We start from the raw sequence: 22,189 nt of genomic DNA, 5'->3' as shown, positions 1-22,189 counted from the left end.
TCATGATTATGAATTCGTCAAAGCCATCCGCCGCCGACATCACCGCGATGAGCGCACGCGCGATCGCCAAGGCCGTTGCCGCCGGCACGCTCACTGCCGAGGCCGTCACCGAAATCTGGCTCGATCGCATCGCCACGGCCGAGCCGTCGCTGCGCGCCTTCATCCATCACGCGCCGGAAAAGACCCGTGCGCTCGCTGCCGTGGCGCCAAAAGGGCCACTTGCCGGCGTCCCATTCGGCATCAAGGATGTCATCGAGACGCGCGACATGCCGACGGAATACGGTTCGGCTGCCTATCCCGGTTGGCAGCCCTGCCGGGATGCGTCGGTCGTCCATCTCGCCCGCCAGGCGGGCGCGGTCTTTATGGGCAAGACGGTCTCGACCGAATTTGCCACCGCATCCCCCGGCGCCACCGTCAATCCGTTCGATCCGAAGCGCACGCCGGGCGGCTCTTCCAGTGGCACGGCGGCGGCGCTCGGTGTCGGGCTGATCCTGCTCGGCCTCGGCACCCAGACCTCAGGCTCCACCATCCGCCCGGCCGCCTATTGCGGCGTTGCGGCAATGAAACCGTCGCCGAAACTGATCGAGACCTTTGGTGTCAAGCCGTTGTCGCGGACGCTCGATGTCGTCGGGCCGATGGCGCGCGACCTCCGCGACCTCGCGCTGCTCGTCTCGGTCTGCATGCGGCGTCCGGAGCTTGTTCCGGATATTCTCACCCCTGAAGGCTCTCTGCCGCTTTCGAAAATGGGTCTCTGCCTGCCGGTCCACGAACCTGTCGCCGATTTTTCGCCCCTCGAACGGGCCGCCTCCGTGCTTGGTTCCGTGTCGACAAAGGCGGTACCGGCCTGGTTCGAGGCGCTCGGCCCGGCGCAGGACGATGTCTTCGGCTGGGAGGCTTCGATCGCGCTCAGCACCGACCGCGACCTTCATTGGGACAAGCTGACCCCGGACACTCATGCTTTCATGGAGCGGCAGGCAAAGAGCACCTTTGCAGGTTGGCAGGCCGGACTTGCGGCGCGGGACCGTGCCCTTGCCAATCTCGACGCCCTGTTCGGCGATACGGACTTCCTTATCACTCCATCCGCACCGGGTGAGGCGCCACTCGGCATCGAACGGACCGGGCCTGCAACCTATAATATCCGCTGGACCCTGCTCGGCTGCCCGAGTGTCACCATTCCGGCCGGTTTCGGCCCAGCAGGCATGCCGGTCGGCCTGCAGCTTGTTGCCCGTCCGGGCGAGGATGCTGCCCTCCTGCGGCAGGCTGCAGCGGTGGAAGATCGTCTGCGCGCTGCAGGCATCGAGGCGCGGCCTTCAAAATCGTGATGAAGGTCTCGACATTGCCGGTGTCGCTGCAATGGCTGCTGTTGCTGGCACCGGGCCTCATCCTCGGACAGGTCCTGCAACTGCTCTCGCTTCCCGCCGCATTGATGCTCGGCCCGATGGTCGTCGGCATCGTCATGGCGCGGGGCGGCTGCGAGGTTCGTATTCCCGGCGTCCTGCACCGCATGGCACAGGGTGTTGCCGGATGTCTGATCGCCGCCCATCTCGATCCCGCGCTGCTGGTGCGGATGGGCGAGATCTGGCCGATCGTCATCGTCTTCGTAGCGCTGACCTTCCTTGCCTCCTGCTTTACCGGCTGGATGTCGGCGCGCATGTCGGGGATAGACGGCGAGGTAGCGATCTGGGGTTTTCTGCCGGGAATGGCAGGTACCGTGATTGCCATGGCGCACGAGCACGGTCTCGACAGCCGTCTCGTGGCGCTGATCCAGACGGTGCGGCTGATGGTGGTCATCACAACCATGGTCGTCGCAGCGCTCTTTATCGTTGGCGCTGCGGTTGCGCATCCAGCTGCCGGGTCTGCGCCGGATCTCGCCTCGATATCGATCGTGCTGGGCCTGGCATTCGTCGGCGCGCTCAGTGGCCGTTATCTGCGCTTCATTCCATCAGCGGCATCGCTGGTGCCCTTGACGCTTGCCGGGGCGCTTCAGGTTGCCGGCGTCAATCTCGCCGTGCCGGCCTGGCTGGTGGCGCTCGCCTATCTTGCCTTCGGTGCTCATATCGGCCTTCGGATGACGCCGGATATCTTGCGTGCCGGAGCCCGTGCGCTGCCGGCGCTTGTCGGTGCCGCATTCCTGCTGATGTTGCTTTGCGGTGCTTCCGGTGCCGTGCTTTCGGTTATCGCCGGCGTCGACCTGATGAGCGCGCTTCTGGCGACTGTGCCGGGCAGCATCGATTCCATCGCGCTGATTGCCGTCAATGCCGGAGCCGACATGACCTTCGTCATGACGCTGCAGACGCTGCGTCTATTCGCCGTTTCGATCTTCGGCCCCTTCGTGGCGCGCAGCATGGTTCACATGCTGCATCGCTGGAAGCCAAGTTAAAGCTGACATCAACAGGGAGACAATTCGATGCACAAGCAGATTATCAAGGCCGACGTGCCAGAAAACGGCGGCGCCTACAATCTCTGCGTCCGTTACGGCGACATGCTCTATCTTTCGGGGCTGGCGCCTTTCGACGCGGCATTTTGCGCCGAGGTTGCCGCTGCCCGGATTGCCGGCACGAAGGTTCCGCCTATGCCCGACACACCGTTCCCGCGGCAGGTCGAGATCATCATGGAGAATATCAAGAAACTGGTCGAGGCAGCCGGCTCCAACATGGATTGCCTGCTGAAGACCAATGTCTGGCTGAAGGACCAGACCCAGGCCGAAGAATTCGAGAAGGTTTATATCAAATATTTCTCCAGCCGCGAGACGTTACCCGCCCGCGCCCGCCTGCAGGCCGGCCGCACGCCGATGGATTGCGGGCTGGAGATAGAAGTCATCGCCTACGTGCCGAACGACGACTGACATCCGCATCCCGAGGACCGCCTGATGAGCAATTTTTCAAAGACGCAGCGTGTCAGCAAGGATGTCGTCTGGAGCAACGGCGGACTGGTTGCCGCTCACCATCGGACCGCAGCCGAGGTCGGAGCAAAGATCTTGGCAGAGGGTGGCGATGCGATGGATGCGGCGATCGCCACCTCCTTCGCGCTCGGCGTGGTCGAGCCATGGATGAGCGGCCCGATGGGCGGCGGCATGATGACGCTCTGGCGGGCTAGCGAAAAGCGAGCCGAAACGATCGAGTTCGGCATGCGCGCGCCGGCCGGGCTCAGGCTTTCGGACTATCCAATGGTCGAAAGCGGCGGCGTATCGGACCTTTTCACCTGGGCGCGCGTCAGGGATGACCGGAATATTTTTGGTCCTCATTCGATTGCTGTCCCCGGCCTTGTGGCCGGCATGGAGCTTGCCCACCAGCATTATGCGACGCGGCCCTGGGCGGAGCTTCTGGCGCCGGCCGTGGCTCTGGCGGAAAAGGGCATGTTGGTCGACTGGTATGCTTCGCTGATGATTGCTTCGGTGACGCGTCAGCTGGCGAAGGACAAGGACGCGGCAAAGCTTTTCCTCATTGACGGACAATGGCCGAACATTGCCGGCTGGACCGATACCAAGGAAAGCCGGCTCGACCAGTCCGTCATGGCGGCCGCGTTGTGGCGTCTGGCGGAAGCCGGGCCACGGGATTTCTACGAAGGTCAGTTGGCCGAGGCACTCGTCTCCGACATGCGCGACAAGGGCAATCCGCTGTCGCATGAGGACCTGAGAGCTTACCGCGCCCGTGTCAGCCCGGCCCGCACCGTCTCCTACAGGGATGCAACGATCCATGCGCCGTCCGGTCTCAGCGCGGGCAGTGAACTGGTGACGACGCTGCGGCTGATGGAGGCTGAGCTCTCGACCGGCAAAAGTCCTGATTCCGGCAGTTATGCCGCCATGGCCCGTGCCTTGCGCGCGGCCTATCAGGACCGGCTCGAAAATGCCGGCGACGAGAGCTGTGATACGGAAGCTGCCCCCTGCACGACATCCTTTAGTGTCGTCGACAAGGCCGGCAACATGGTCAATGTCACCCAGACGCTTCTGTCGAAATTCGGCAGCCGCGTCGTCGCGCCTTCGACCGGCATGCTGATGAACAACGGCATCATGTGGTTCGACCCGGAACCGGGCAAACCGAACTCGCTTGCGCCCGGAAAAGCCTGCCTGATGAATGTCTGCCCGACGATCGGCGAACACCGCGGCCGGATGTTTGCGATCGGCGCTGCCGGCGGACGAAAAATCCTGCCGGCCGTCACCAATCTCATCAGCTACATGGTCGATTTTGGCATGAGCTTGGAAGAGGCATTTCTTCATCCGCGGATTGATGTCAGCGGCCTCTCGCAAATCATTGCCGACGAGGATCTCTCCGCGGAGATCCAGTCGGCGCTGGCAGAGATTGCGCCGACTGTCGCCGCCAGGCGCACCGTCCACCCTTATGCCTTCGCGGTGCCGGTTGGCGTGATGCGCAGCGAGGGCCGCAACTGCGGCGCCACCGAGATCATGGCGCCCTGGGGCGATACCAGCCTGGAGGAAAGCATTATCGGCCGGTAAAGGCGGCGGAGAAGTTTTCGGCGATCGCCAGAACCGCCGCATGGACAGGGCCGGACGCGATGCTCGGAATGACCGAGGCATCAACGACATAAAGTCAGGTGATCGAGGGTTGCCGCGGAGGGGGCGAAATTAATAGCCCGGCCGAACCGCAATCAGCGGCTCGAAGTCGTCGTCCGGGCGACGAGCGCCGTGGTGATCGTGAAAGTGTCGGGCCGTCTCCGGCCCGTGCCGATGAGGGCGCTTTCCAACCAAGCTGTTCCAGAGCTTCTGCTTGGCTCGTTGGGGTGTCCAGGCTGTTGTGATCCGGATCAGCCGCATCGCCTCGGTGGCCGGCTTTGACGTCATTGGGGATGTACCAGATAAATTCGGAACGGCTGCTCATGATTTAATCTGTCACCTGATTTCGAAGTCTTCCTTCATCGAGCAAAATCCTGACTGTCTTCGCCGCATTCAGACGCATCTCGACAGCTGCATGATCGGAGTAGAAGGCATTGTGCGGCGTGATAACCAGCCGCCCGGCAAGCCAGTCCTCCCGGTTACGCCACGCCGTCAGCAACGGATGGTCACCGGGTGGCTCCTTGACCAGCGTATCGATTGCTGCAGCGGCCAGGTGTCCGCTCCGCAACGCGACCTCGAGCGCATCGAGATCTTCGATCAACTCGCCGCGTGCGGTGTTGACGACAACGGCGCCGGGCTTCAGCCGGGCAAGTCCATCAGAGTTCAGGAGGCCGCGAGTCTCGGCGTTCGCCGGGCAATGGAGGGTGACGACATCCGACCGGGCGAAAAGCTCCTCCAGTCGCCCCGTGCGTTCATAGCCGATTGCTTTTTCATGTCCTGGCGGCTGTCCGGGATCATAGCCAAGAATGTGGAAGCCGAAGGGTTTGAGTCGGTTGATCACCGCGGTTCCAATTCGCCCGACGCCGACAATGCCCACGGTCGCCCGGTTGGATCGGCAAAGTGGTTTGAGGCTGTGGATCTGCCATCCCGATGTGTAGCCGCGGGCACGAGCGTCGTGTTCCCAAAGCCGTCGATGCAAGGACAGGATCATAGCGAGCGCGTGATCGGCGACTTCTTCAGTGCCATAATCGGGGTTGTTGGCAAAGGGGATGCCTGCGCTGCCGAGCGCCGCGAGATCGATCTTCTCGTAGCCGACGCCATAACGCACCACGCCCCTGCAGCGGGTCAGGTGCGCGATGCTTTTTTGCCCCAGCGGCGCCCCCCAGACCATCAGGGCATCGAGCCTTGCCAGGCGATCGGGGGCGAACGACGCTTCGTCCGTGCTGGCGAAGAAATCTATCTCGACATCATTGCCGAGCACCTCGGCTTCAAGATCGGGGGCGCCGATCATGTGGTCGGTTATCCCGACCACGTATTTTTTACGATCTGTCATTCTCGTCCCGATGCTTTCGCGCTAGCGCGTCATTCCCCATTTCGTCACGGTTCGCTGCTCGAGCTGGCGGAACAAGACGTTTTCGACCAGCAGGCCAAAGAGGATCACCATGATCAATCCGGCGAACACCCGGTCGGTGTAGAGTTCGTTCCGGTTTTGAAAGATGTACCAGCCAAGCCCACCCTTGCCCGAGGAGGCGCCGAAGACGAGCTCGGCGGCAATCAGGGTGCGCCAGGCGAAGGCCCAGCCGATCTTGAGCCCGGCAATGATCGATGGCAGCGCAGCCGGCACAAGGATCAGCAACACATACCGCGAGCCGCGCAGTCCGTAGTTGCGGCCCGCCATCCGCAGCGTTTCCGGCACGCCGGTGAAGCCGGTATACATGTTGAGCGCCAGCGGCCAGAGCACCGAATGGATCAGCACGAAGACGAGACTTCCTTGCCCCAGGCCGAACCAGAGGAGTGCCAGCGGCAGCAATGCGATCGGCGGCAAGGGATTGAGCATGGAGGTGAGCGTCGACAGGAGGTCGCGTCCGACCTGCGTTGAAACGGCAAGCGACGTCAGCACGAAGGCCAGAACGACCCCGGCCGCGTAGCCTTTGATCAGGACTTCCAGCGAGCTCACGGCTCGGCTTGGAATGATGCCGTTGGAAATATCCTCCACCAAGGCTTTCATCGAGGCGGTGAACGACGGCAAGAGGAGCTCATTTCCCTGGAGCTTGGCTGCAATTTCCCACAGGAGGGCAAGGCAGATCAGGATAAGGCTCTTCCTCAGCCAGGCGTATTGCCAGAGGCGCTGGTATATCGGCAACAACTCTTCGCTTTTCGTCTCGGCAAGCGGCTCGAGCGGTCGCTCATATTCCGGCCGGACCGGTGGTATGGCGCGCGTTATCGTTTCGAGGCCGGGGCTCAAGATGTCACTCATGGCTGGCTCCATCGGCTGCTCCGGCCTCTTCGAAGAGGAGCCGGTGAATGCGGTTGGCAGCCGCCTGGAATTGTGGACTTCCGCCACTTTTCAGATCCCATTCATGACTGTTGATCTCGGCCCGCATCCGCCCGGGATGCGGCGACAAAAGCGCGATACGATTGCCAACGACCAGAGCTTCCTCGATGGAATGCGTGACAAACAGCAGCGTGAAGCGAACCTCTTCCCAGAGCGCCAGGAGTTCCTCCTGCATTTTGCGCCGGGTCAGCGCGTCCAATGCAGCAAACGGTTCGTCCATGAGCAGGACGCGCGGCTCCATGGCGAGCGCGCGGGCGATGGCCACGCGTTGCTTCATGCCGCCGGACAGCGTGTTTGGATAGGCTTCGGCAAAACGGGTCAGGCCGACTTTCTCGATATAGTGCTCGGCGCGTTCAGCAGCCTCTTTACGGCTGAGGCGGCCTGAAGCGCGCACCGGGAAGGCCACATTCTCCCGCACTGTTTTCCATGGCGGCAACTGGTCGAATTCCTGGAAAACGACGACGCGATCCGGACCGGGACCGTGCACCGGCCGGCCGTCCAGGAGTATCCGACCCTCACGAGGTGCAATGAAGCCGCCGACGGCCTTCAGCAGGGTGGACTTGCCGCAGCCCGAAGCCCCGAGCAGAATGAAGCGATCGGCTTCCCAAACATCGAAGCTGACATTTTGCGTTGCGCGTACCACCCGACCGGGCGCCTCGTATTCGAGGGTGACGCCCTCGACCGAAAGAAGGGGCCGGGAAGGCGGAACAGCGTTCTCTCGAACGGGTGCAGACATGCCGTCCATTCTCACTTCCATCATGTTGACGGCCCAAAACCGCTTTCAATGCATCGAACCCTGAGCCGTGAATGTTGTGATGCGATATCAGCTGCCGGTTTCGCCGTGTGCCTCGGGGAAGAAATAGTCCTTCCAGGAACCGGCTCCTCTCTTCAGCACACCCAGCTTGTGAAGCTCCGCAGCGTAAACGAAGGTGTTCTGCGGGATGATCGTGAAGTCATTCTCGGGATCGTTGATGATGTCGAGAACCAGTTTAGGTGAGAGCTTGGAACCCTGCTGACGGATAAAGGTTTCTGCAGCCCCCTGCTTGTTTGTGTTGATCCAGTTTGCAGCTTCGCGTAGCGCGGCGTAGAAGGCGGCATAGGTTTTCGGATTTTTGTCGTGGAACGCCGTGCTGGTGTAAAGAACGTTGAACGTCGCAGGCCCGCCCAGAATCTCATAGGAACTGATGACCTTGTGCACGGCCTTGTTGCCTTGCAGCGCCTGATAATAGAAGGGCGCTGAGGAAAAGTGCGAGTTTACCTCCGTGCCGCCGGCAATCAATGCCGCGGTCGCGTCCGGATGCGGCAGGCTGATGGAGATTTGGTCGAGCTTCTGGAAATTGTCGGCCCCGAAGAGCTTGGCCGCTTCGATCTGCAGCGTTCGCGACTGGAAGCCAACACCAGCGGCAGGTACGGCGATCCGGTCCTTCTCGCTGAGATCCTTTAGTGTACGGACATTCGGATTGGTGGTGATGAGATAGTTCGGCAGGGAGCCGAGGGCCGCCACCAGCTTGACATCACCCTTGGTGCGATCCCACATCGTCAGCGCCGGCGGCACGCCTGCGGAGACGATGTCAAGATTGTTGGCCAGAAGCGCCTCGTTCATCGCGGTCGCGCCGGAAATGCTTGCCCACTCGACCTCGATGTCGACGCCGGCTTCCTTGCCGTGTTTTTCGATGAGTTTTTGGTCGCGAACAACGTCCAGGATCAGGTAGGAAATGCCGAACTGCTGTGCAATCCTGATCTTGCCCTCGGCCGCGGCCTGACCAGCGATCAGCGCGGCGGCAATGCCGAACGCCGCGCCAAAAGCCTTGCGGCGACCAAGTTTGACGCTCAATGTCGTAAGGCCAAGTGCCTTCATAAAATACCCCTATTCGGCCAATGAATCTACGTGAACGCGATGAAGCGCATGCTTCTCCGCGAGGATTTCCTGGAAAGCTGCTTCTTCGCTGTAGACGGGAACCAGCCTGATACCGACAGGCTAAGTTTCAATATCAAATCTATCAACATTGTGGTGTTCTATTCCAACGGGTGAAATGAGAGCAGAATCGCTCCGCTCTGTCGAAATGTCGAAAAATCTACTCGGCGCGCGGTTTCTCCTTGAAGGAGGTGACTTCGCCGGTCGGTCCGCGCGAAGTCGTTCAGCAATGGAGACACCGCGCTCCAGACGTGGCCACCAACATTCGCGAAATAGACATCGATTCCGTTTGCACCCAGCAAAGGCACAGTGACAACAGTATTTACTTTTATAATTATGTAATGCAAAACTGTCTTCGTCCGGCTCAGGAGGTGAGCCTTTTTCGATGCGAGGAGGGATATCCATGCGCACTTTCATGAAATACGGCCTGTTGGCCGCCGTAGTCGGCAGCATTGTCGGTTTGGCTGACGGTCAGGCCTCAGCCCAGAATCTGGAACTGACCATTACTGCGCCCGCTGGGGCGGGGGGCGGTTGGGATTCGGCGGCGCGCTCGCTTCAGGAAGCGATGCGAGCTAGCGGCAATGCCAAGAGTGTGCAGGTAGTCAACGTTCCTGGTGCGGGCGGTACGGTCGGCCTTGCCCAGTTTATCGGATCGGCCAAAGGCAGCCCCAATCAATTGCTGGTCGCTGGCATCACCCTCGTCGGTGCAAGCATCTCGAACAAATCGCCTGTCGACCTGACCAAGGTCACCCCACTGGCGCGTTTGACCGGCGACCCGCTTGTGATCGTCGTGCCGAAGGCCTCGCCGATCAAGACGATTGCTGATCTCCAGGCAACCATCAAAAAGGACGTTGCCAAGACAATCTGGGTCGGCGGTTCGGCTGGTGGCGCAGACCACATCCTCGCAGCGCTTGTCACCAAGGCCTCCGGTGCTGACCCCAGTAAGGTAAACTACGTGGCCTATTCGGGCGGCGGCGAGTCGCTCGCAGCCATGCTCGGCGGACAGGCAACTGCTGGTGTTTCGGGCTATGGGGAGTGGGAGGGTCAGATCAAGTCGGGCGATCTTCGTGCGTTGGCCATCTCTTATCCTGAACCCATCCCTGGCATCGAAGCCAAACCGCTCAAGGCCCAGGGGCTTGACATCGAACTGGTTAATTGGCGCGGCATTTTCGCAGGCCCCAATGTTCAGGGCAAAGACCTCGACGCTCTCAAGGCTGCAATCGACAAAACTGTCAAGTCCGAGCAGTGGAAGACGATCCTGAAGACGCGCGGCTGGAGCGATTATTATGCACCGGGAGACGAGTTCAAGACTTTCATCGCGTCCGAGACTGACCGTGTCCGCACGGTTCTGAAGTCTATCGGCCTTGCCGATTGATCTTGCGGCAGGAGGGAGGAGCCTGGCTCCTCCCGTTCGCAGTGAGGAAAACATGATCACCAAAACCCCGAGTTCCGTAAACCGCACCCCGGCGGTGATTGCAGTCGTCCTGTTTGCTGTTGCGGCGATCACCTATTGGGATGCCAGTCATATGGCGACCCGCGCGACGTACGGAATGAGCGCGAGCGCCGCATCCTACTTCGTTGCTTTGCTATTTCTCGTCCTTGGCATCGGGCACCTCGTTTCCGCGTTCAAGCCATCTGATATCGACATTGAAATGGCCGACTGGAAAGCTGTGGCCTGGATTGGGCTGGCGCTAGCAGGGCTAGTTGTCTCGATATGGCTGGGCGGTGGTTTCATTCTTGGATCAACGCTGCTTTTCGCGTTCACCGCTCGTGCCTTCGGGCGCAAGGCGCTGCTCGTCGACGTCTGTCTCGGGGCGGTGATTGGCATGTTCGTGTTTCTGCTTTTCAACAAGCTTCTGACCCTCGCGCTGCCACAAGGCCCGCTTGAGCGGCTGTTCTGAGGAACAACAATCCATGGAATCCATCTCGTTCCTGCTCGACGGCTTCTCGCTGGCGATCCAGCCCGCCAATCTACTCTACGCCGCCATTGGCGTCATCATTGGTACTGCCGTGGGCGTGCTTCCCGGCATCGGTCCGGCATTGACGGTGGCGCTGCTGTTGCCCGTGACATTCAAGCTGGACCCCGGCGGTTCAATCATCATGTTCGCTGGCATCTATTATGGTGGCATGTACGGTGGATCGACGACGGCGATTCTCCTGAACACGCCCGGTGAGAGCGCATCGGTGGTGACGGCGCTGGAAGGAAACAAGATGGCGCGGGCCGGTCGGGGCGGACCGGCGCTCGCCACCGCTGCCGTCGGATCGTTTGTTGCCGCCCTGATCGCCACGCTTGGCCTGGCGTTTCTTGCGCCCATGCTGGTCAAGGTCGCCGTGCAGTTCGGCCCATGGGATTATTTCGGTTTGATGCTGATCGCCTTCGTCACCGTATCGGCGACATTCGGCTCATCTCCGCTGCGAGGCCTGACCAGCTTGGCATTTGGACTATGGCTCGGGTTGATGGGTATCGACCAGCTCACCGGGCAGGCGCGCCTGACATTTGGCGTCCCTGAACTTCTGGACGGCGTCGAGGTAACGACCCTCGCCGTCGGCCTCTTCGCCATAGGCGAAGCCCTTCTGGTGGCGTCCCGACACCTTCGTAAACCGGAACAGCCCATTCCCGTGAAGGGCTCGATCTGGATGACCAAGGAGGACTGGAAACGGTCCTGGAAGCCTTGGCTGCGCGGCACTGTCATCGGCTTCCCTATTGGCGCTCTTCCGGCAGGGGGGGCGGAAATTCCTACCTTCCTGAGCTATAACATCGAGCGGAAACTCAGCCGCAAACCAGAGGAATTCGGCTACGGAGCCATCGAGGGCGTTGCGGGGCCAGAAGCCGCCAACAATGCATCGGCCGCAGGCACCCTTGTCCCGCTACTCACGCTGGGACTGCCGACATCCGCGACCGCCGCCGTGATGCTGGCGGGGTTCCAGCAATACAACATCCAGCCGGGTCCACTTCTCTTCACGCAGCATGCCGATCTGGTCTGGGGACTGGTGGCGAGCCTGTTCATTGCCAACGTCATGCTGCTTGTGCTTAACCTTCCGCTGGTGGGGATATGGGTGAAGCTGCTCAAGATTCCTTTGCCCTGGCTTTATGCGGGTATTCTGGTGTTCGCATCCATGGGAACGATTGCAGCGAACCCATCCGTTGTCGAACTGCTCCTTCTTTCTGGCTTTGGTGCGGTAGGCTTCCTGATGCGGCGGTATGACTACCCCATCGCACCTGCGGTGGTCGGCCTTATCCTCGGACCGCTCGCGGACAGCGCCTTGCGGCGGTCGTTGCAGATGAGCCTTGGCGATCCGATGATCCTGTTTCAGCATCCAGGTTCGGCAATCATGATCGGCATCGCGACGATTGCCCTTGTCGCACCATTCATCTTCCGTGGTTTGTCACGGTTTCAACAGGATGAGGATTGACGTTACGGGCATTGTCGCGAACTTACTCTGCAAGCTGCTCTGCAGCCGACAATCTTGGGACACAGGGCGAAAGGTATTTGACACAGGCATGGCCAGAAACAGCCTCTCTCCCCAGATCAGCATCGAGATCATCGAATTCGTGAGAGCAAACGAAATGCGAAAAGGCGAGCATCTGCCTCTGCAGAAACTCGCCGACACGTTCCGGGTCTCTCGCGCGCCGATCATGAGTGCATTGCGCAAGCTCGAAGAGCGCGGGATCGTCAGGGCGGAAGCCAATCGCGGTTATTTCCTGAATATCGACAGCGACAAAATCGATGTCGCCAGCAGGAGCGAGCACGCCCAAGGGAGCGACCGCGAGGAGCCGATCTATTTCAGAATAGCCGAAGATCGGCTGTCCGGCGTCCTTCCCGAGAAGGTCAGCGAGAGCGAGTTGATGCGCATCTACGACTTGCCGCGCACGAAGCTTCTAAAGATCCTGCACAGGATTTCGGACGAAGGTTGGATTGAAAGACTACCAGGCAACGGCTGGACCTTTCGCCAGACCCTGACATCGAGAAAGAGCTACGAAGAGGGCTATGTGTTTCGCGCGGTCATTGAGCAACAGGCAATGTTGCTGCCGAGCTTCGAACCCAATTACGAAGGTTTTCTGAAGGCGCGGGAAGTGCAGACAGCACTCGGCGATGGTGGATACGAGCATTGGTCGCGCGCAGAGATATTCAAGGCGAACAACGACTTTCATGAAATGCTTGTGGCCTGCTCCGGCAATGAATTCTTTCTCGACTCCATCAAGCGCATCAATCGGCTGCGACGGCTTGTCGAATACCACGTGACCATTGATCGCAGCCGCCTTCCCAAACAGACAATCGAGCATCTCCATATTCTCGATCTGCTGGAGACGGACCGACGCACCGAGGCCGCCGCCTTTCTCTACACGCACATAATGGGTGCGGGACGGATCAAGACGCCTCAGCTTTAACTTCAGGTGCGCTTTCCAGCCGCTCGACACAATCAAGCGCACGCTCCATGGAATTGTATTTTATAATTATATTATGTAAATATGTGATCTGGATCCCAAGCCTCAAAGCAGATGCCCGAATGACAGCGACCAGCAAGTTCACGATTAGAAATACCGAATACGAGATCATCGATCTTCCGAAGGTGGCGGGCGACGATCTCGCGCGGCTGCCTTACATACATCGCGTCCTGCTGGAGAACGTCCTGCGTACGGCCGGATCGGACGCACCGAGAGCTGCATCCGCCATTCTGGGGTGGCTCGCAACGGGCACCAGTGAGCTGGAAATCCCGTTCCTGCCAAACCGCGTTCTCATGCATGACACGACCTGCGGTCCGGCCCTTGTCGATATTGCCGGAATGCGATCTTCCTTGGCGGAGGCGGGAGGTGACCCCGCATTGCTCAATCCCGTTGTCCGGGTCGACGTGTCTACGGATCATTCGGTCGCCGTGGATTTCTTCGGCGGTTCGGGCTCCCTGCGCAAGAACATGACGCGTGAGTTCGAGCGTAATGCCGAACGCTACCGGTTCATGAAATGGGCGACCAACACGCTTGCCGACTTCCACGTCCACCCGCCGGGCACGGGCATCATGCACACGCTGAACCTGGAGCGTTTGGCGACTGTCGTCAGCGTCAATCGAAAGGATGGCAGGAACTGGCTGGCCCCGGACACGCTGATCGGCACCGACAGTCATACGCCGATGGTCAACGGGATCGGTGTTCTTGCCTGGGGTGTTGGGGGACTTGAGGCGGAAAGTGTATTCTTCGGCATGCCTGTCGCTCTGCGCGTGCCGGACGTTGTCGGCGTCCGCCTGACAGGACGTTTGAAGGACGGCGTCCTCGCGACCGATCTCGCGCTTGTAATTACCCATATCCTCCGCAAGGTCGACTTGCAGGACAAATACGTCGAATTCTTCGGGCCGGGGGTATCGACGCTGACGGCCGGTGACCGTTCCGTGGTCGCCAATATGACCCCTGAGTTTGGCGGCAATAGCGGCTATTTTCCGATAGACCAGAGCACGCTCACCTACCTCCGCGCGACTGGACGAACGGAAGAACAGATTGATCTGGTCGAGCAGTATTCGAGACGTGTCGGTCTCTGGTTCGATCCTGAAGCAAGCGCCACCTATACAAGCGTTGTCGATATCGATCTATCGAGCGTCGAGCCCAGTCTTGCCGGACCAGCCCGGCCGCAAGACAGGATAGCCGTCAGCGCCTCGGCGGCGGCGATTGCGCCTTTGAGGAAACCGGGGGCGCGCAACGCCGGTGCTGGGGAACCCAATGACGGTGCTGTTGCAATCGCCGCGATTACGAGCTGTACCAATACCTCCGATCCGAGACTGGTGATCGCGGCAGGACTGCTTGCCAGGAATGCCAGAGCCTTCGGCCTTCGACCGCCGCAATGGGTCAAGACCTCACTCGCACCGGGATCGCCCACCGCAGAGCGCTACCTGCGTCGGTCTGGTTTGCTGGAGGACCTTGAGGCGCTTGGCTTCGGGATCGTCGGTTTTGGCTGCACAACCTGCATCGGGAATTCAGGCCCCCTCACGCCGCTGGTCTCGTCGGCTATAGTGGAGAGGAATATCCTGCCTGTCGCCGTGCTTTCGGGAAATCGAAATTTTCCCGGCCGGGTTCATCCGGAGCTTGAGGCGGGCTTCCTGGCGTCGCCACCAATGGTGATTGCGTTTGCCTTGGCTGGAACTGTCAACCTTGACATCCTGTCCGATGTGATAGGCATTTCCGACACTGGGACGGAGGTGCGATTGTCGATGATCTGGCCAAGCAGTACAGAGATCGACGACGCGCTCGCTCTGGCTTCAAGCCCTGGCGACTTTATGCCCGCCTACGACGATGCCGAAGCGAGCCGGGTCTGGCACGACCTCGATGCGCCAACGACGACGGTCTTCCCGTGGGATGAGAATTCGACCTATATCAGACGACCGCCATTCGCGGGCTTCGGCAAAGGCAGCCTGCTCGGAACTTACTCTGCAACGCCGCTCATGGTGCTTGGTGACGATATAACCACCGACCATATCTCTCCTGCCGGAGCAATTTCTGCTCAAAGTGAAACCGGAAGATATCTTGTTGGGCGAGGCGAGAGCCCGACGGACCTGAATGTACATGCGTCGCGGCGCGGTAACTGGGAATCTATGGTCCGGGGACTTTTCACCAACCGCGCAGTCCGCAACCTGCTGGGGGAGGGCCTGCCCCCCGGCTCGACCATTCATTGGCCCTCGCAGCGGATCGTTCCTCTCTGGACCGCCGCCGATCAATATGCGGCAGACAGCCAGCCGGTGGTCATCGTCGCTGGTGAACGATACGGCATGGGATCGTCGCGAGACTGGGCCGCCAAGGGCGCATCACTACTTGGGGCAAGAGCGGTACTCGCTTTAAGCTTCGAGCGCATTCACCGCTCGAACCTGATCGGCATGGGAATTCTGCCGATGAGACTTCCGGCCGGGTGGGGCCCCGAAGTGCTTAAACTTACAGCTGGCGATCTGATCGAGATCATCGCTGAGTCTGGCCTCATCGAACCACGCTGTCCTATCAACGTGACCGTTAAGCGTGGCGGGGGAGGCGTAATATCGTTCACCGCGATTGCTGCTATCGAGACAAGTGCTGAGGTCGAAATCCTCAAAGCTGGAGGAGTTCTCCCGCTCATTCTGAAGGACGTCCTTGCACGTTCTGCTCCGGCGGGTTCCTCATCTTAGCGCCAGTTCGTCTCGTCAGTGTCATCCCAGCTGTTTGCGCAATAATCGAGGTCCATCGCCGCCATCGGCTCGAAGAGGACGATAACCTGTTGCGGAGACATCATGCCTTCTGCGATGCCGCCTCGCCAGATGCCGATACCTCTTGAGGTTGATTAACGTGACGCCAGATGCTCCTATGTGGTTCATCGCGGCAACTCCTTTTCCGCCGCCTGATATCAACGAGTGGCAGTCCCCAAAGGAGAGGTTCGGTTCCATGGACGAGGCGGTTGTCTCTCCAATGGCGGCGCTGTGTTGACCTTCCGAGCTGAGAGAGTTGCTGAAATACTTCCTCTTTCAGCGCTTCGGGCCTTTGGCTGCGGGAGGTTGTTGCCGAGTTAGTGATCACGCGCGGCGTCGATAGCCTCTCGAAGAGCCTCCGCAAGCTGCCGCCGCGAATAAGGCTTCACAAGTGGTCGGAATCTCGATTCAGCGCCGATGCTTTCGACATCCGCATAACCGGTCGTCAGGACGACGGGGAGCATCGGATATTGCTTTATAAGTTCTGTGGCCAGAGCGCGGCCATCCATCTCCCCGGGCATAACCACGTCGGAGAAAACCAAATCGAATGGGCCGTCTGTTTTTAGTATCCGCAACGCTTCGGTTGCGTCGGCCGCACATGTTACGGAATACCCGAGAGAAATGAGTGTGCCTTCGGCGAATTCGCGAACCATCGTATCATCCTCGACAACAAGAATGTGCTCATTGCCACGATCCAACACCCCGCTCGCGGAAGTCTCGGCAGGTATTTCCGTTGGAGCCAGTCGTGGAAAGTACAGGGAGACGATCGTTCCCTTGCCCGGTTCCGATTCTATTTCGATCCGCCCCCCAGATTGCCGCACGAAACCGTAGACCATGCTAAGTCCTAACCCACTGCCTTTGCCGAAGGGCTTTGTCGTGAAGAAAGGTTCAAAGGCCTTGGCGCGCGTCTCCGCGTCCATGCCGAACCCACTATCCGCGATCCGGACCACCGCATCGCAACTGCTTTGTTCCGTCGAAATGGTCACCTTGCCGCCGTTTGGCATCGCATCACGCGCGTTGATGCAAAGGTTCACTATAGAGGCTTCCAGTTGCGCCGCGTCCGCTCGCACGTGACCTGCGGCCGGATCGAGCTGCAGATTGAGCATGATTGTCTCGCCGAGTGCACTCGACAGCAATCCCTCCATTGCCAGTATTGGGCCGTTGACATTCAGCGCTGCCGGTTCGAGAGGCTGTCGCCCTGCAAAGGTCAGAAGTTGGCGCGTGAGGGCGGCGCCCTGCCGCGAAGCCTTGTGATTAAGCTGCGCGACGGCGGAAAGCCTCGGATCCGAAATTTCGTCAGCCAGCGTTTCCGCGGTGCCGATGAGAACCGTCAGCAAATTGTTGAAGTCATGAGCAACACCGCCGGTCAACTGACCGATGGCTTCGAGCCGCTGTGCCTGCAGTCTTTTCGCTTCCTTTAATCTTGTCTCGGTGACATCGCGGACACCGCCTACCATGCGAGTCGCCTCGGCAGAAGTGTTTCGGATAATGTGGCCCTGATCGAAAACCTCGGCATACGTCCCAGCACCACGGCGGAAGCGGTATTCTTCCTGCCAGGTCTCAGCCTGGTCCTCAATTGCGGCAAGCAAGCTTGATACTACGCGTGAGCGGTCGTCCGGATGAATCTTGGCCTCCCACGCCGCAAATCCGTCCTCGACCGGTTCCTCGCCATGCCCAAAGATAGATGCGATGCTGCCGTTCCATTGGACACGGCCGTTTTTTATATCCCAATCCCAGACTGCGTCCGTCGTCATCATGGCGACGATTGCAAAGCGTTCCTCGCTCTCGACCAGCTTTTCCGCCGCTCTCTTGCGGTCGGTGATATCACGGCCGGTCGCCACGAAATGGGTTGCGCGTCCATCAGGGCCGATGATTGGCGCGATGAGCATGTCCACCCAATATTCACGACCGTCCTTAGCGTAATTGACGAGTTCTGCGTGGATCGCCCTCGACTGTGCGATGGCGCGATTGATCTTCTCGATGGTGGCGACGTCGGTACGCTTGCCTTGGAGGAAGCCCGGCGAGCGACCAGACGCATCGTCTGATGAGTAGCCAGTGATCTTGACGAAGGCGTCATTGACATAAACGATCGTTTGACCGTTTCCGGGCTGCGATCCGGCCGTCGTGATGATGACGAAGTCTTCGATCCGTGAGATCGCCATTTCCAGCAGGTGCAGCTGCTGATCGGCGGCCCGTCGTTTCGTGACGTCACGGAAATAGACGGTCAACCCTGTCGGGCCTGGATAGGCAGTAACAGAAAACCATACGTCGAGCGACTCGTAAAAGACTTCGAAATCGGCCGTCTTGCCTTCGCTGACGGCGCCTTCGTAGTGTTGCCGGATCACACCCGACGCGGCCTCTGGAAACTCTTGCCAGATCGAGGAGCCAAGAAGCGCCGAACGCGAGCGCTCGAGCAGACGTTCGGCCTGATGGTTCAGATAGGTGAAGCGCCAATCGGGATCGAGCTGGAAGAATGCATCACTGATGTGTTCCATGGATTCGGCAAAGCGCCGCTCGAGGTCTCTGGCCGTATTCTCCAACCGCTTGCGCTCATCGATATCCTGAAAGGCGCCTTGGATCCGGGAGACGCGGTCCATGTCATCGCGAATTGCCACGCCAATCACGCGGACCCATTTTCGCCTGCCAGCGGCAGTGATGATTTCCGCCTCGGTGTCGTAGGGAAGGCCTGTCGTTACGCACGACTCGAAGAGCCGAACGACCTTATTCTGCCATTCGGGCGCGAAATAACCGATCCCCTCTTCGAAGGTGATGGCCTCGTCCCCTGTTCTCTCGTGGATCGCCCACGTCTCATCCGAGCACCGTAGTTTCCGGTCGGGCAGGTGCACGACCCATCCACCAAGCTTCGCCGTCTTGCCAGCGATTTCGAGAAGGGTTTGGTCGCCATAAAGATCAGGCTTCTGTCGGCTTGCAACCTCAGGAGTGGCTGCACCGCGACGGAACTGCCACCAAGCGACGATAGGCGCGGCACTGACGACCCAAAGCCAGGCATATGTTGCGGGCCAGGCAACGACAAAAGCCGAGATCCCGCCGGTGAGCAATCCAACGGAAAATCGATCCAGTACGGCTTGCCTGAGACTGGTCACGAGAGCGCGAAAGCCGGTGGCGCCACCAACGTTTCCTCGTGGCATGTTCTCTGTCGTCCTCATTGTCGTTGATACAAGATGTCGATATTCCCTGTTGGCGTCGCGATCCACGAGAAATCGCCCTGTTTATCTTTTTTAAATTTGAAGCCGCAGTCGTTTAATCGTGAGGCGCTCTAATCGATGCAACGAATGTCGCGTCGTCCCTTGCCTTCCGGCGGCGGATGGGATTCGGCAAGCATTGAGGCCAGGGCATGACGTCTACAAAGAGAACGACTTACCTCACTCGTGTCGAGTCCAACTTTTACAGCCGCAAATGGTATCGCCGCAGTGTTATGCTCTTCTGCAATATGCTCTTCACCGGCAAGTGGATGAAACGAACTCGGATCCTTCGCTGCCTCGTTCTTGAGATCAGTGAAGGCGGAGCGACGGTTCGCGCTGAAAAGTCGCAGGTTCCAGATCACCTTTATCTTATTTTTGGACGGTTTGATGTCGTCGTTGGGAGTATTGTCGTTCAGCGAGATCAGGGGCTTCTGCATCTTTGCTTCGTCAAACCGCTGAAGCCGGAATTCGTTAATCGGCTGGCGCGCATGACCTCGCCGTATTCTACCTTGGAAAGACTAGATCCAGGAGCCATATCAGCTGATGAAAACCTGCGACCAACTGCACGTCCGATGCCATCTGCGCCCAATGCTCAGCAAGGAAGCATGGACCAAACAAGCAAGCAAACATCATGAACATAATGATCATCGAAGATCAGCGAGATGTCGTTGAAATGTTGCGCCTCAACTGGTCGGATTCCCGGGACCGCCTGGATTCCCTCGCATCCGTAAGGCAGGCGAACCGCTTTATCCATTCGAATGAACTCGCTGCTTATGATTGCATCCTCATCGATATCAACCTGACGGACGGGAGCGGGCTGGAACTGCTTCGCGATGCGCGTTCACGTTCCGACGTCCCGATCATCATGATCTCCGGCGCTGGTGATGCCGACAGCCGTGCTGACGCTATCAGTGTCGGTGCAGACGACTACGTGATGAAGCCATTCAGCGTGAAAGAACTGCGGGCCCGCGTGCATCGTTTGCACGATGCACGCCTCAGCCGTGTTCCGCCCCGGCAAGGCGCTGCGTTCAAAATCGGCAATATCGATTGCGACATCGCGGGCCTATCACTGGATTGCAATGGCGCGAGCCAGCCACTCACCGCACTCGAAGCCAGGATATTGCAGGTACTTCATGACAAAGCGGGTGATGATTGCCCAAAGTCGTGCATTGCCCGGCAGGCGCTGTTTCGCGAGCACGACCCTCGCGACAAAACGATCGACGTCTACATCAATCGACTGCGCGGCAAGCTTGCGGAACTGGATCCCGCGAGCGGCCACGCCATCAAGACGATCCGCGGCGTGGGTTATCGCATGAGCGATGCCCCCCGATAATGAGAGTTGAAGTCTCATGCCTCAATCGGCTACCTACGATGATATTACGGCGACCACGGTGGCCCAACCCCAAGGATCGTCTACGGAGGAGGGGGCTCGCCTTAAACGTCTGAACGAGTTGGGCATTGTTCTCAATAATCCGGATCCGGTTCTTGATGCCCTGGTCGATGCTGCCTGTCTTGCGGCCGGAACGCCGATTGGCCTCGTCACCTTGCTCGACAGCGACCGCCAATGGTTCAAGTCGAAACGGGGTATAGAAGGCGAAGGTTCTTTTAGGGCGGACGCGTTCTGTGACCACACAATCCGGTCGCCGAGGCCGTTTGTCGTGCCGGACGCCCTTCGCGACCGGCGCTTTGCCGACAATCCCTTCGTGACTGGAAACAACAAGATCCGCTTTTATGCTGGCGCGCCGCTGGAAATCGAATCGGGGCTTCGGCTTGGCTCGCTTTGCGTGCTCGATCGGGTTCCAAGACGCCTCAGCGCTGGTATACACGGTTTGCTGGAGCGGCTGGCGCGCTGCGCCGTGGAACGCCTCCTTCAGCACGAGGACCAGTATTTATTGTCGCGGATCAATCCTCTCCAGCTGGATCGCTCCAAAGCAGATAGGACGGCTCTGGCGCTTGCGGAAGCGGCGCTCGCGCAGGGTTCCTTCATGCTCCATTACCAGCCGAAGATAGCGTTCGATACCGGACGACGCGTTGGTTTTGAGGCTCTCCTAAGACTGAAGAAGCCGGATGGATCAGTGGTCGGCCCATCAGTTTTTGCCGCGGCTCTCGAAGAGCCTTCACTCTCCAGGCGCATCGGCAGCTATGTTTTGCAAAGTGCCGTCGCACAAGCCAAGGCGTGGGAGCTGGCCGGCATTGATTTCGGGCACATCGCGATCAACGTTTCGTCGTCCCAGTTCATCGAGTTGCCAGGGCATCCTTGCCTGGCGGATGAAGTGATCGGTGCGACGCGGTCCTTTGAACTGTCTCCTCTCCGGATCCAGATCGAGGTCACGGAAGGTGTCATGCTGACAGGGCAGGGCGGCAATATAGGTGCCCAGCTTGAAGCGCTCCGTGCGGCCGGCTTCATCGTTGCTTTTGACGATTTCGGTACCGGCTATGCTTCACTCGTGCATCTCAAGGGGCTCCCCTACGACCAAATCAAGATCGACGGTTCCTTCGTGCGTGCGATGATGGGTTCGAGCGCCGATCAGGCCATCGTAAAGGCCATTGTCGATATGGCAAAGGCGTTGGGAAAGCGCGTCGTCGCAGAAGGTGTGGAAACCATTGCAGAGCACCACGCCCTACGCGCGCTTGGCTGTCATTATGGCCAGGGGTACCTTTTCGGACGGCCTGCCGGCGTCGCTGATTTGCAATTTTCCTAATCAAGGGCCAGGAAAGCGGCAAAAAGGGCCAAGGGGCGGCCATGTTTAGTTGCGTCCAATCAAATGCAGATATCGCACAAAATTCGACAGCATCACATCACCGTAATGCGCAACTCAAGTTCGCGCTTCTGCGCCGTAACGGATCACCAGGCAATTGAAAAAAAGCTTGATGCGTCAGGGAATACCCGTTCAAGAACTAAGAGGCTTTGCCGTGTCACGACGTCCACCGTGTGCCATGTCGCGCTACCTGAGGAGGCCACTCAAAATGGGTCGAGCAACTTTCAATATTAGACTTGATGCTTTATGATCGTCCGGATTTGATGGAGTTTG

17 protein-coding genes and 1 pseudogene are annotated in these 22,189 nt (G+C 59.4%); 11 read left to right on the top strand and 7 right to left on the bottom strand.

The genetic code is table 11. The annotated features are described in order from the left end of the window. Window positions 1-2 precede the first annotated feature (2 nt). The 4 genes from ACZ9EJ_RS28250 to ACZ9EJ_RS28235 are packed head-to-tail and all read left to right on the top strand — an operon-like array spanning window position 3 to window position 4,453. The gene (locus tag ACZ9EJ_RS28250) at window positions 3-1,322 is read left to right on the top strand and encodes an amidase (protein ID WP_052753989.1); all 1,320 of its coding nucleotides are present in this window, start codon (window positions 3-5) and stop codon (window positions 1,320-1,322) included. Continuing rightward, a complete protein-coding gene (locus tag ACZ9EJ_RS28245; RefSeq protein WP_046627404.1) occupies window positions 1,322-2,380 on the top strand; it encodes an AbrB family transcriptional regulator in 1,059 nt (352 codons plus the stop codon). Before ACZ9EJ_RS28250 ends, ACZ9EJ_RS28245 begins: the two co-directional genes overlap by 1 nt. 27 nt (window positions 2,381-2,407) lie before the next feature. After that, a complete protein-coding gene (locus ACZ9EJ_RS28240) occupies window positions 2,408-2,845 on the top strand; it encodes a RidA family protein (RefSeq protein WP_046627403.1) in 438 nt (145 codons plus the stop codon). Window positions 2,846-2,869: 24 nt separating this feature from the next. Next, window positions 2,870-4,453 carry a gamma-glutamyltransferase gene (locus tag ACZ9EJ_RS28235; protein ID WP_046639875.1) on the top strand — a complete coding sequence of 528 codons (1,584 nt, stop codon included), beginning with the start codon at window positions 2,870-2,872 and terminating at the stop codon, window positions 4,451-4,453. Window positions 4,454-4,545: 92 nt separating this feature from the next. Here the strand turns inward: ACZ9EJ_RS28235 and ACZ9EJ_RS28230 are convergent. The 5 genes and pseudogenes from ACZ9EJ_RS28230 to ACZ9EJ_RS28210 all read right to left on the bottom strand — a co-directional run. Then, window positions 4,546-4,835: pseudogene (locus ACZ9EJ_RS28230) on the bottom strand (LLM class flavin-dependent oxidoreductase); the annotation flags it as partial. Between the two features lie 3 nt (window positions 4,836-4,838). Further along, window positions 4,839-5,843, bottom strand: coding sequence for a C-terminal binding protein (locus tag ACZ9EJ_RS28225; RefSeq protein WP_046639876.1), 1,005 nt, complete (start codon window positions 5,841-5,843; stop codon window positions 4,839-4,841). 21 nt (window positions 5,844-5,864) lie between these two features. Further along, a complete protein-coding gene (locus ACZ9EJ_RS28220; RefSeq protein ID WP_046639970.1) occupies window positions 5,865-6,767 on the bottom strand; it encodes an ABC transporter permease in 903 nt (300 codons plus the stop codon). Next, complete coding sequence (locus tag ACZ9EJ_RS28215) at window positions 6,760-7,590, bottom strand: ABC transporter ATP-binding protein (protein WP_046639877.1); 831 nt, start codon at window positions 7,588-7,590, stop codon at window positions 6,760-6,762. The genes ACZ9EJ_RS28220 and ACZ9EJ_RS28215 overlap by 8 nt, the downstream gene beginning before the upstream one ends. Window positions 7,591-7,668: 78 nt before the next feature. Then, window positions 7,669-8,703 (bottom strand): ABC transporter substrate-binding protein, encoded by a 1,035-nt coding sequence (locus ACZ9EJ_RS28210; protein ID WP_476100268.1) that lies wholly within the window; start codon window positions 8,701-8,703, stop codon window positions 7,669-7,671. 460 nt (window positions 8,704-9,163) lie between these two features. On the opposite strand from ACZ9EJ_RS28210, the gene ACZ9EJ_RS28205 reads away from it, so the two are divergent. The 5 genes from ACZ9EJ_RS28205 (at window position 9,164) to acnA (ending at window position 15,897) form a co-directional block, all read left to right on the top strand. Beyond that, window positions 9,164-10,135 carry a Bug family tripartite tricarboxylate transporter substrate binding protein gene (locus ACZ9EJ_RS28205; protein WP_046627394.1) on the top strand — a complete coding sequence of 324 codons (972 nt, stop codon included), beginning with the start codon at window positions 9,164-9,166 and terminating at the stop codon, window positions 10,133-10,135. 52 nt (window positions 10,136-10,187) lie between these two features. Then, a complete protein-coding gene (locus tag ACZ9EJ_RS28200; RefSeq protein ID WP_046627387.1) occupies window positions 10,188-10,661 on the top strand; it encodes a tripartite tricarboxylate transporter TctB family protein in 474 nt (157 codons plus the stop codon). Window positions 10,662-10,674: 13 nt separating this feature from the next. Continuing rightward, window positions 10,675-12,174 carry a tripartite tricarboxylate transporter permease gene (locus ACZ9EJ_RS28195; protein ID WP_046627385.1) on the top strand — a complete coding sequence of 500 codons (1,500 nt, stop codon included), beginning with the start codon at window positions 10,675-10,677 and terminating at the stop codon, window positions 12,172-12,174. An 88-nt stretch (window positions 12,175-12,262) separates the two neighbouring features. Then, on the top strand, window positions 12,263-13,150 hold the full coding sequence (locus ACZ9EJ_RS28190; RefSeq protein WP_046627383.1) for a GntR family transcriptional regulator: 888 nt from the start codon (window positions 12,263-12,265) through the stop codon (window positions 13,148-13,150). A gap of 119 nt (window positions 13,151-13,269) precedes the next feature. Continuing rightward, window positions 13,270-15,897 (top strand): aconitate hydratase AcnA, encoded by a 2,628-nt coding sequence (gene acnA / locus ACZ9EJ_RS28185; RefSeq protein WP_046639878.1) that lies wholly within the window; start codon window positions 13,270-13,272, stop codon window positions 15,895-15,897. Between the two features lie 374 nt (window positions 15,898-16,271). Here acnA and ACZ9EJ_RS28180 read toward each other — a convergent pair whose 3' ends face one another. Continuing rightward, a complete protein-coding gene (locus ACZ9EJ_RS28180) occupies window positions 16,272-19,103 on the bottom strand; it encodes a hybrid sensor histidine kinase/response regulator (RefSeq protein WP_476100263.1) in 2,832 nt (943 codons plus the stop codon). Window positions 19,104-19,231: 128 nt separating this feature from the next. Continuing rightward, window positions 19,232-19,594 (bottom strand): hypothetical protein, encoded by a 363-nt coding sequence (locus ACZ9EJ_RS28175; protein ID WP_046639879.1) that lies wholly within the window; start codon window positions 19,592-19,594, stop codon window positions 19,232-19,234. Window positions 19,595-19,788: 194 nt separating this feature from the next. Between ACZ9EJ_RS28175 and ACZ9EJ_RS28170 the strand changes: the two genes are divergently transcribed. Together ACZ9EJ_RS28170 and ACZ9EJ_RS28165 are read left to right on the top strand one after the other, a co-directional pair. After that, complete coding sequence (locus tag ACZ9EJ_RS28170; protein WP_046627380.1) at window positions 19,789-20,490, top strand: response regulator transcription factor; 702 nt, start codon at window positions 19,789-19,791, stop codon at window positions 20,488-20,490. 16 nt (window positions 20,491-20,506) lie between these two features. Continuing rightward, window positions 20,507-21,859, top strand: a complete 1,353-nt coding sequence (locus ACZ9EJ_RS28165; RefSeq protein ID WP_080954006.1) for a sensor domain-containing phosphodiesterase — start codon at window positions 20,507-20,509, stop codon at window positions 21,857-21,859. Window positions 21,860-22,189 lie beyond the last annotated feature (330 nt).

The sequence above is a fragment of the Neorhizobium sp. USDA 3394 genome, from assembly GCF_056280385.1.
This window is presented reverse-complemented; position numbering and strand designations above follow the sequence as displayed.

Coding starts and splice junctions, on each gene's coding strand:
- ACZ9EJ_RS28175 (WP_046639879.1), bottom strand. CDS start 19,594: ATGCAGAAGCCCCTGATCTCGCTGAACGACAATACTCCCAACGACGAC.
- ACZ9EJ_RS28195 (WP_046627385.1), top strand. CDS start 10,675: ATGGAATCCATCTCGTTCCTGCTCGACGGCTTCTCGCTGGCGATCCAG.
- ACZ9EJ_RS28165 (WP_080954006.1), top strand. CDS start 20,507: ATGCCTCAATCGGCTACCTACGATGATATTACGGCGACCACGGTGGCC.
- ACZ9EJ_RS28180 (WP_476100263.1), bottom strand. CDS start 19,103: ATGCCACGAGGAAACGTTGGTGGCGCCACCGGCTTTCGCGCTCTCGTG.
- ACZ9EJ_RS28235 (WP_046639875.1), top strand. CDS start 2,870: ATGAGCAATTTTTCAAAGACGCAGCGTGTCAGCAAGGATGTCGTCTGG.
- ACZ9EJ_RS28240 (WP_046627403.1), top strand. CDS start 2,408: ATGCACAAGCAGATTATCAAGGCCGACGTGCCAGAAAACGGCGGCGCC.
- ACZ9EJ_RS28200 (WP_046627387.1), top strand. CDS start 10,188: ATGATCACCAAAACCCCGAGTTCCGTAAACCGCACCCCGGCGGTGATT.
- ACZ9EJ_RS28170 (WP_046627380.1), top strand. CDS start 19,789: ATGAACATAATGATCATCGAAGATCAGCGAGATGTCGTTGAAATGTTG.
- ACZ9EJ_RS28250 (WP_052753989.1), top strand. CDS start 3: ATGATTATGAATTCGTCAAAGCCATCCGCCGCCGACATCACCGCGATG.
- ACZ9EJ_RS28245 (WP_046627404.1), top strand. CDS start 1,322: ATGAAGGTCTCGACATTGCCGGTGTCGCTGCAATGGCTGCTGTTGCTG.
- ACZ9EJ_RS28225 (WP_046639876.1), bottom strand. CDS start 5,843: ATGACAGATCGTAAAAAATACGTGGTCGGGATAACCGACCACATGATC.
- ACZ9EJ_RS28220 (WP_046639970.1), bottom strand. CDS start 6,767: ATGAGTGACATCTTGAGCCCCGGCCTCGAAACGATAACGCGCGCCATA.
- ACZ9EJ_RS28210 (WP_476100268.1), bottom strand. CDS start 8,703: ATGAAGGCACTTGGCCTTACGACATTGAGCGTCAAACTTGGTCGCCGC.
- ACZ9EJ_RS28205 (WP_046627394.1), top strand. CDS start 9,164: ATGCGCACTTTCATGAAATACGGCCTGTTGGCCGCCGTAGTCGGCAGC.
- ACZ9EJ_RS28190 (WP_046627383.1), top strand. CDS start 12,263: ATGGCCAGAAACAGCCTCTCTCCCCAGATCAGCATCGAGATCATCGAA.
- acnA (WP_046639878.1), top strand. CDS start 13,270: ATGACAGCGACCAGCAAGTTCACGATTAGAAATACCGAATACGAGATC.
- ACZ9EJ_RS28215 (WP_046639877.1), bottom strand. CDS start 7,590: ATGGACGGCATGTCTGCACCCGTTCGAGAGAACGCTGTTCCGCCTTCC.